Origin of the sequence: Emticicia sp. (genome assembly GCF_049241225.1) — a bacterium.
GTDB lineage: Bacteria > Bacteroidota > Bacteroidia > Cytophagales > Spirosomataceae > Emticicia.
In genome coordinates this window covers 1-8436 of the sequence record NZ_JBMLRC010000426.1, presented here as the reverse complement: position 1 = coordinate 8436, position 8436 = coordinate 1, and the positions used below count along the sequence as shown (strand labels likewise).

The window sequence follows — 8436 nt, the reverse complement described above, 5'->3', positions numbered from 1 at the left end:
GCCGATGTAAAGGTAGAAAACTTACTTATACCTCAGCTGAGTGTTGGTTATGCTTACAGATTTTCGCCTCGTTGGTCAGTGGGACTAAATGCACAGAAATATTTCGGAAAATATCCTGCTACAAATGTCGGAGTTTCAGTAAATTATCATTTCAATATTTCAACTGATTCATTGGGTTTTAATGAAAACAAAGAAGAAAAATGGTCTTACGGAGTTTTGGGTGGAATTGGACTTACTGGAAGTTTTTCGAGTATGGAAAATCAAAAAAGGTTGCTTTTACCATACATCGGTTTTTTTACTGAAAAACGTTTAGGACTTACATGGAAAACTCGCCTCGAATTAACCTACGCACAACGTGGCGTAAACTATGTTTATCAAAAGAATGGAAACGTTACTTCTTTACCCACCAATTACCAATCAAATTTTATTCAGATTCCGATACTTTTCAAAAATGAGTTTGCCTATAAATGGAATTACTTCTTCGGCCCGCAGTTCTCCACATTTTTTGGTGGAAAATACTCAGTAAACAACGAAAAACAAGAAGTACGAAACCAAGGTAGCCTAACACTCGGTTCGCAACTCGGAATGGGCTACGACCTTACGCCCAAGCTCTCGCTCGAAACTCGCTTTGTGTTTGATATTATGAGTTTTGGCCCCAGAATAAACGCCACGGGTTTCGGAATTAATGATTTTCGGTTAGGTTTTAGTAGGAAATTGTGAAAAATGCCAAATTTTGTATTATTCCAAGAAGTCGAACCAAATTTTACATTATCTTTGCGAACCCAAAACCGATTCGTTGGAACGCCCTATGTGGGTATGATTTATTTTACTAACATAAAAATGACTCCCCTTCAGGGGCTGGGGGTGGTCGGATTTTACTAAAATGAAAATTGCAGTAGTTGGTGCAACTGGCTTAGTTGGCACTGAAATCTTGAAAGTATTGGCGGAAAGAAACTTTCCCGTTACCGAAATCATTCCTGTTGCTTCCGAAAAATCAATTGGTAAACAGGTTGAGTTTAAGGGTAAACAGTTTACGGTCGTAGGCTACGAAGATGCTATCAAGATGAAACCTGCGGTTGCGATTTTCTCGGCAGGTGGAAGCTCTTCTTTGGCTTTGGCACCCTTGTTTGCTGAGGCAGGTATTCCTGTAATTGACAACTCTTCGGCGTGGAGAATGGACCCAACTAAAAAGTTGATAGTTCCAGAAGTAAACGCAAACACGATTACGGCAGAAGATAAAATCATTGCCAATCCAAATTGTTCGACAATCCAGATGGTAGTGGTAATGAAGCCATTACACGATAAATATAAAATCAAACGTGTAGTTGTTTCTACTTACCAATCGGTAACAGGAACAGGTAAAGCGGCAGTTGACCAACTGTTTGCCGAGCGTGTAGGCGATGATAGCGTGAAGAAAGTTTATCCGCATAAAATCGACCTTAACGTATTGCCTCACATTGATGTTTTCTTAGATAACGGTTATACCAAAGAAGAAATGAAAATGGTAAACGAAACTAAGAAAATCATGGGCGATGATAGCATTGCAGTTACGGCAACGACTGTGCGTATTCCAACCGTTGGTGGACACTCAGAAGCAGTAAATATTGAGTTTGAAAACGATTTCGATTTAGATGAAGTTCGCAAGATTTTGAGCGAAACCGAAGGCGTTATCGTGCAAGACGATGTTAAAAACTTCGTTTACCCAATGCCAATCAATTCGCATGGAAAAGATGAGGTTTTCGTAGGACGTATCCGTCGTGACGAATCTCAAGCCAATACATTAAATCTTTGGGTGGTTGCCGATAACCTCCGCAAAGGTGCAGCTACCAACGCTGTTCAGATTGCTGAATATATGTTGAAAGCAAATTTATTGTAAAACAACTTTCCAAGTTGTTAGTTTTCAAAGGGAAGGCATTTTAAATGTCTTCCCTTTTTGTATTAAATCTTATCAAAAGATTACATTTGTGCTAATCAAGCAATTACAATTCAACCTAACAATGAAAAAACTATTCTTAATTCTTCTTTTATGCTCTACGGGGGCATTCGCCCAAATAAATCCCGAAAACATCAAAATCGTGCGTGATAAATGGGGCGTTCCGCACATTTTTGCCAAAACAGACCCCGAAGTAGCTTATGGGCTGGCTTGGGCAAATGCCGAAGATGATTTCAAAACTATGCAGCTTACGCTATTGGCAGGAAAAGGTATGGTTGGACAATTAAAGGGCAAAGACGGAGCAACGATTGATTACGTAGTGGCTCTTTTACGTTGCCGTGAGGTAGTAGAAGAGCAATACGACAAAGCCTTATCGCCCGAATACAAAGCACTTATCGAAGGATATGTAGCTGGAATAAACGCCTACGCAGCCAAGCATCCCGAAGAAGTGCTGGTAAAAGGTTCGTTTCCGACAACACCTAAAGAATATACCACCAGCACGGTGCTTTCGCTGTCGATGATTTCGGGAGTTGATGCAGTTTTACAGAAAATTTTCAAAGAAAAAGTAAAAACACTCGATGATTTTAAGGCCGCAGGCTCTAATGCAATTGCAGTTCATAGTTCTAAAACAACTGATGGAAGTTCGTATCTGGCTATCAACCCACATCAGCCGCTCGAAGGCCCAGTAGCTTGGTATGAAGCTCATTTGTGCAGTGAAGAAGGCCTAAATGTTTTGGGAGCATTATTTCCTGGTGGGCCAGTGATTTTTGTGGGTGCAAACGAAAATTTAGGCTGGACTCACACCGTCAATTATCAAGATAAAGTCGATATTTTTCAACTCGAAATGAATCCTGCTAATAAAATGCAGTATAAGTTTGATGGAAAGTGGGAAACTTTAGAACAGAAAACGGTAAAGCTCAAAGTAAAAATGGGAGCGTTTACGATTCCTGTTAAAAAAGTGGCTTTATGGAGCAAATACGGAGCAACGATTCAGACCAAACAAGGTACTTTTTCGGTTAGGTTCAGTGCCAATCAAGATATTAGAGGCATCGAACAATGGTATAAAATGGACAAAGCCCGCAATTTTTCGGAGTTTTACGAAGCTATGAAAATGACTGCAATACCGGGTTTTAATACCATTTATGCCGATAAACGAGACACCATTTTTTATGTAAGTAACGGAAAAATTCCATTCCGTGCCGAAGGCTATGATTGGAAAAACACAATTCCGGGCAATACTTCAAAAACGCTAACTACGACTTTTCATCCGTTGAAAGATTTACCGCAATACGTCAATCCTGCGAGTGGTTATTTATTCAATGCCAATCATACGCCTTTCAACGCAACTGGTGAGAAAGATAACCTAAAAGCCAAAGATTTCGACCAAACAATGGGTTATGAAGTAAAGGATAATAACCGCAGTATTCGTTTTCAAGAACTGTTTTCGCAGTATGATAAAATCTCTTTTGATGATTTAAAACGTATCAAGTACGATGGGCAACTACCACAAGGAAAACTATATTTTCCGTCCAATACTGATGCTCTGTTTCAGCTAAATCCGAAAGAATATGCTGATATTCAGTCTCTTATTGAAAATTTAAACATTTGGGACAGAAAAACCAATGTTGATAGCAAAGGAGCCGCCATATTTTTGGTTATGCTCAATTATTTTACGACTGAATTTGCTAAGAAGGAAGAATTAACCGATTACACGATTACGAAAGAAGATGCCGTTGGAGCTTTTCAATATGTAAATACGTACATGAAAAAACACTTCGGAAGGACAGATATTTCACTTGGAGATTTACAAAAACTGGTGCGTGGCGATATCGAAAAACCATCTTGGGGTTTGCCCGATGTCATCACGGCTATGCACACTCGCCCGTATAAAGACGGCAAATTGAAGGTAGTACAAGGTGAGTCGTATATTGGATTAATTAAATTTCCGAAAGAAGGTTTGCCCGAAATAGAAACGGTACTGAATTTCGGCCAATCGACCCACGCCGATAGCCCGCATTTTGCCGACCAAATGGATTTGTATTTAAGCCAGAAAACCAAAAAAATGACACTTGATAAAGCCGAAGTAATGAAAACTGCCGTGAAAACCTATTCACCAAAGTAGGTCTTATATCACAAATATAGACCATTCATACTGGTTTATTGGCGGTTCAGAGAATCATCAGATAAAGTTTGAAACCTTATTTCTGGCAAAACCGTTTTGTTTTCATTCAGTTTTCTCTAAACAAGTACATTATTTATGAATCGAATGTTCGGATTTGCCCTTATGGCAGTCTTTTTGGTATTGATTGATTTTTATGTCTGGCAAGCTATAAAGCTACTTATTCGTTCTACCAGCATTTCCACTCAACGTATTGTTAGTTTTGGATTTTGGGGATTTACCGTTTTCTCTATTCTTTCGATCATTGCCATGTTTACCTATATGCCAATGTCGGCACCTGTAAAAGCAAGTTTCAGAACTTTCTTGATAGCAGGCATTTTTATCATTTATATTTCAAAAATATTCTCGGTTCTGGTGCTGATTATTGATGATTTGATTCGCTTTGGCAAATGGGTCGTGAATTATTTTCAAGGAAATTCGACCGATACACAAATAGTAACTGATGCACTCCAACCAGCTGCTGAGAAAATTAGCCGTTCGGAGTTTTTAGCAAAAACAGCTCTGACTATTGGAGGCTTGCACGCAGGCGGAATGGCTTGGGGGATTTTATCAGGAGCACACGATTATCGAATCAGAAATGTAACACTTCGCATCAAAAACCTACCGAAACAGTTCGATGGGATGAAGATTGCCCAACTTTCGGATATTCACTCGGGAAGTTTTTTCAATAAAACGGCCGTAAAAGGTGGAGTGGAAATGTTGATGAAAGAAAAACCCGATATGTTTTTCTTTACGGGCGATTTAGTCAATAATATTGCCCCCGAAGTAAAAGATTATATTGATATTTTCTCGAAAATAAAAGCTCCGCTAGGCACTTTCTCTACACTCGGGAATCACGATTATGGAGATTATACAAAGTGGGAATCGCCCGAAAAGAAAATTCAAAACCTAAAAGATTTAATGAATGCCCACAAAACAATGGGTTGGGATCTATTGATGGATGAGCATCGTGTAGTAAAAGTCGATGGCGAGAGTATCGGAGTCTTAGGTATTCAGAACTGGGGAGCTGGAAATTTTGCCAAATATGGGAATTTGGCAAAAGCCCAGCAAAATGCCCATGATTTGCCAGTAAAACTTTTGCTTTCGCATGATCCGAGTCATTGGAGAAATCAAGTTTTAGATAAACATAAAGATATCGATGTGGCTTTTGCGGGCCATACACACGGTATGCAATACGGTGTAGAAATTGCTGGAATTAAGTGGTCGCCCGTACAATTTCGTTATAAAGAATGGGCTGGTTTATATGAAGAAAACGACCAAAAACTTTACGTAAACCGTGGTTTTGGGTATTTGGGATATCCAGGCCGTTTAGGTATCTTACCAGAAATTGCCATTTTTGAACTCAAAGTGGGTTAAAAATTTAAATTATATTTTGCTCTCAAGGCGTGTTTCATAATCCATGAGACACGCCTTTTTTTATTCAATTCTTCAATAGACAAGATTTTACTTTTCAGAATAAATAACAAAGTCAAACATATTTTTTTTTACAAGTAAGTTACTTTTTTCTAAAAAACTCGTATATATAATAATAGATATTAATAGAATTTTTATTGCGATATAAAGTGTTGATTATCAGCTAATTATTTTTTTTGTTCAATATTGATCTATTATTTTTCAAAAGAAAGTTTGGCAGTTTGTAAAAAAACATTTTCCTTTAATTATTCAAAAATATTCAGTTGGCACGAAAAATGTGGAGGGGGTTAGATAAGTCCCTATTATGAATGGAAAAATTCTACTTACGCAATGCAGAAATTAAGTCTTAACCAGTCCCTACAGCAACGTCTGTCTCCTCAACAGATACAGTTCATAAAACTGTTACAAATACCTTCTGCCGAGCTAGAACAGAGAATCGAAGAAGAGCTTGAAATCAATCCAGCTTTGGAGGAGGGCATGGATATTGATGAGCGTGTGAAAGATGAGTATGATGATGATTATGATGGGGGAGATGACCACGACGATTATGGTGAGTACGGTGAGTATGAAACCTACGAGGGACTGGACGTTAAACAATACTTGAATCAAGACGACTACGCTGGATATAAAATGCAAGGTGATGGCTGGGGCGATGACGACCGTGATGCAATGCCGGTCGTAGCTACAAGTACTTTGGCCGAATCTTTGGTGCAGCAATTGGGCTTTTTGCGACTTGATGCTCGCCAAGAAGTAATTGGTATGCAACTTATCGGTAGTATCGAGGAAGATGGATACATTCGTCGTCCGCTTCGTTCAATCTGCAATGATTTAGCTTTTACGCAAAATATTTATACCAACGAAGAAGAAGTAACGGGACTTTTGAAGAAAATTCAAACGTTCGAGCCAGCTGGTATCGGTGCAAGAGATTTGAGAGAATGTTTGATTCTTCAATTAGAACGCAAAGATCAAGATGATATTTCGGTAGAAACTGCCATCAAAATTATTGATGCTTATTTTGATGAATTTACGAAAAAACATTACGAGAAAATACAACGCCGCTTAGATATTGATGATGATACTTTGAAGAATTCTATCAAAGTTATTACTCGTCTGAATCCAAAGCCAGGCAGTATCGGTAACGGAGATAGTGCAGCCGCATATTTAATGGCTGACTTCATTGTGACGAATAACAATGGTAAATTAGACGTTATTCTGAACTCTAAAAATGCTCCAGAGCTTCGCGTGAGCCGCTCGTTTGCCGAAATGCTTGATACTTACGACAAAACTGACAAAAACGGTTCGGCACAACACAAGAGTATCAAAGAGACCGTAACGTTTGTCAAGCAAAAACTTGATGCCGCCAAATGGTTTATTGATGCCATCAAACAACGCCAACAAACATTGCTGAAAACCATGAAATCAATCGTTGAGTTTCAGCACGAATTCTTCCTCGATGGCGATGAATCTAAGCTAAAACCAATGATTTTGAAAGATATTGCTAACCGCATTGATATGGATATTTCTACGGTATCACGTGTGGCTAATAGCAAATCCGTACAAGCTGATTTTGGTATTTATCCGCTAAAATATTTCTTCTCAGAAGGTATCGCAACCGATTCGGGCGAAGATGCTTCTAGCCGTGAAGTAAAAAATATCTTGAAAGAATTGATAGAAAACGAGCCTAAAAACTCGCCACTTTCTGACGATAAACTCGAAAAACTACTCAATAAGCGTGGCTATAATATTGCTCGCCGCACGGTTGCCAAATACCGTGAGCAGCTCAATATTCCTGTGGCTCGTTTGCGTAAGCAGTTGTAAGAAAACTATTAGAGAAACCCGAAGGTCGGCATGGTTCAAAACCATGCTGACCTTTTTTATGCAGTATTAAGCAAACGATTGAAAATAAACCACACTTGTATTTTGTGTAAACCATTACTAATGAGTATTTTACACTACTGTGGATTATCAACTATTGACTGTGGACTTTTAATTAGCAGTCAAACAGAAAAAGCCTTCCTGATTGTTCAAGAAGGCTTCTCAATTTCTTTATGCTTGTGAAATTATGCTTTCAACGCATTTTGTAATTCTTCCATAGGAACCATTTCTTCCTTGAAAGTGTAAGCACCAGTTTTTGGTGATTTCACAGCTTTGATAACTTTCGCAAAGTTTTTACCTGCGGTTTTATCACGGAGCGTTGCAACTACTTTCTTTGCCATTTTCTTATAATTTGAAGATTTGAAAATTTGTTAATGATAGAACATTAACAGAACCCTAAACTCCCCTTTAGGGGCTGGGGGTGATTACTTAATTTCTTTGTGGATAGTGTGAGCTTTCAAAAATGGATTATATTTTTTCAACTCCAAACGTCCTGTTGTATTCTTACGGTTTTTTGTCGTTACGTAACGAGACATACCTGCTACACCGCTTGTTTTTTGTACAGTACATTCTAAGATTACTTGTACACGATTGCCTTTCTTAGCCATTGTTTTATCTATTTAATGTATTGACTTTTATTGATAAGCAATCAAATCAAGCCAAAATGATATTTTAAAGAATAAATTTTCAATTTAAAATGCCGAGACTTTTTAGCTAAGTGCCTGTCTGTCTTGCATTTGGGGTTGCAAAGATACAAAATTGTGTTTTGTTTTTCAAAAATCTTTTAAAAGTTTTTTGATTAATTGTTAGATTTATCGTCGTGAAGCACCAAACACGCTGTTTCGGTGGTTTTGGGGGCCAACTTAAATCCTAATTTTTGGATACTTTCTTGCACTTTCGATACTTCTTTCGGAAAATCAGCCACCCAAATAATACTCGTATCGGCGGTTTCGCTCTCATTTACTACCGGCATATCAACCACTTTCGTATCCCAAAGTAGTTTTAGGAAGTCTTTCAGCGGCATATCCATTCCTAC

Annotated in this window: 8 protein-coding genes; 5 read left to right on the top strand and 3 right to left on the bottom strand. The window is 38.3% G+C overall.

Annotated elements, in window-relative coordinates; all coding sequences use genetic code 11:
* The 5 genes from ACOVO2_RS22115 to rpoN all read left to right on the top strand — a co-directional run.
* Nucleotides 1-720, top strand: a 720-nt coding sequence (locus ACOVO2_RS22115) for an outer membrane beta-barrel protein (RefSeq protein WP_421772056.1), incomplete at its 5' end; no start/stop codon positions are given.
* Between the two features lie 163 nt (nucleotides 721-883).
* A complete protein-coding gene (locus ACOVO2_RS22110) occupies nucleotides 884-1876 on the top strand; it encodes an aspartate-semialdehyde dehydrogenase (protein ID WP_421772055.1) in 993 nt (330 codons plus the stop codon).
* Nucleotides 1877-1997: 121 nt separating this feature from the next.
* The gene (locus ACOVO2_RS22105; protein ID WP_421772054.1) at nucleotides 1998-4055 is read left to right on the top strand and encodes a penicillin acylase family protein; all 2058 of its coding nucleotides are present in this window, start codon (nucleotides 1998-2000) and stop codon (nucleotides 4053-4055) included.
* A 135-nt stretch (nucleotides 4056-4190) separates the two neighbouring features.
* Entirely contained in the window at nucleotides 4191-5468 is a 1278-nt protein-coding gene (locus tag ACOVO2_RS22100; protein WP_421772053.1) for a metallophosphoesterase, read from the top strand.
* 387 nt (nucleotides 5469-5855) lie between these two features.
* Nucleotides 5856-7343, top strand: coding sequence for an RNA polymerase factor sigma-54 (gene rpoN / locus ACOVO2_RS22095; RefSeq protein WP_421772052.1), 1488 nt, complete (start codon nucleotides 5856-5858; stop codon nucleotides 7341-7343).
* A 242-nt stretch (nucleotides 7344-7585) separates the two neighbouring features.
* Here the strand turns inward: rpoN and ACOVO2_RS22090 are convergent, their stop codons facing one another.
* The 3 genes from ACOVO2_RS22090 to ACOVO2_RS22080 form a co-directional block, all read right to left on the bottom strand.
* On the bottom strand, nucleotides 7586-7741 hold the full coding sequence (locus ACOVO2_RS22090) for a DUF4295 domain-containing protein (RefSeq protein ID WP_015029008.1): 156 nt from the start codon (nucleotides 7739-7741) through the stop codon (nucleotides 7586-7588).
* 84 nt (nucleotides 7742-7825) lie between these two features.
* The gene (rpmG, locus tag ACOVO2_RS22085; protein WP_188766880.1) at nucleotides 7826-8008 is read right to left on the bottom strand and encodes a 50S ribosomal protein L33; all 183 of its coding nucleotides are present in this window, start codon (nucleotides 8006-8008) and stop codon (nucleotides 7826-7828) included.
* Between the two features lie 191 nt (nucleotides 8009-8199).
* Nucleotides 8200-8436 (bottom strand): hypothetical protein (locus ACOVO2_RS22080; RefSeq protein WP_421772051.1); only part of this gene is annotated, 237 nt, incomplete at its 5' end.

Coding starts and splice junctions, on each gene's coding strand:
- ACOVO2_RS22110 (WP_421772055.1), top strand. CDS start 884: ATGAAAATTGCAGTAGTTGGTGCAACTGGCTTAGTTGGCACTGAAATC.
- ACOVO2_RS22105 (WP_421772054.1), top strand. CDS start 1,998: ATGAAAAAACTATTCTTAATTCTTCTTTTATGCTCTACGGGGGCATTC.
- ACOVO2_RS22100 (WP_421772053.1), top strand. CDS start 4,191: ATGAATCGAATGTTCGGATTTGCCCTTATGGCAGTCTTTTTGGTATTG.
- rpoN (WP_421772052.1), top strand. CDS start 5,856: ATGCAGAAATTAAGTCTTAACCAGTCCCTACAGCAACGTCTGTCTCCT.
- ACOVO2_RS22090 (WP_015029008.1), bottom strand. CDS start 7,741: ATGGCAAAGAAAGTAGTTGCAACGCTCCGTGATAAAACCGCAGGTAAA.
- rpmG (WP_188766880.1), bottom strand. CDS start 8,008: ATGGCTAAGAAAGGCAATCGTGTACAAGTAATCTTAGAATGTACTGTA.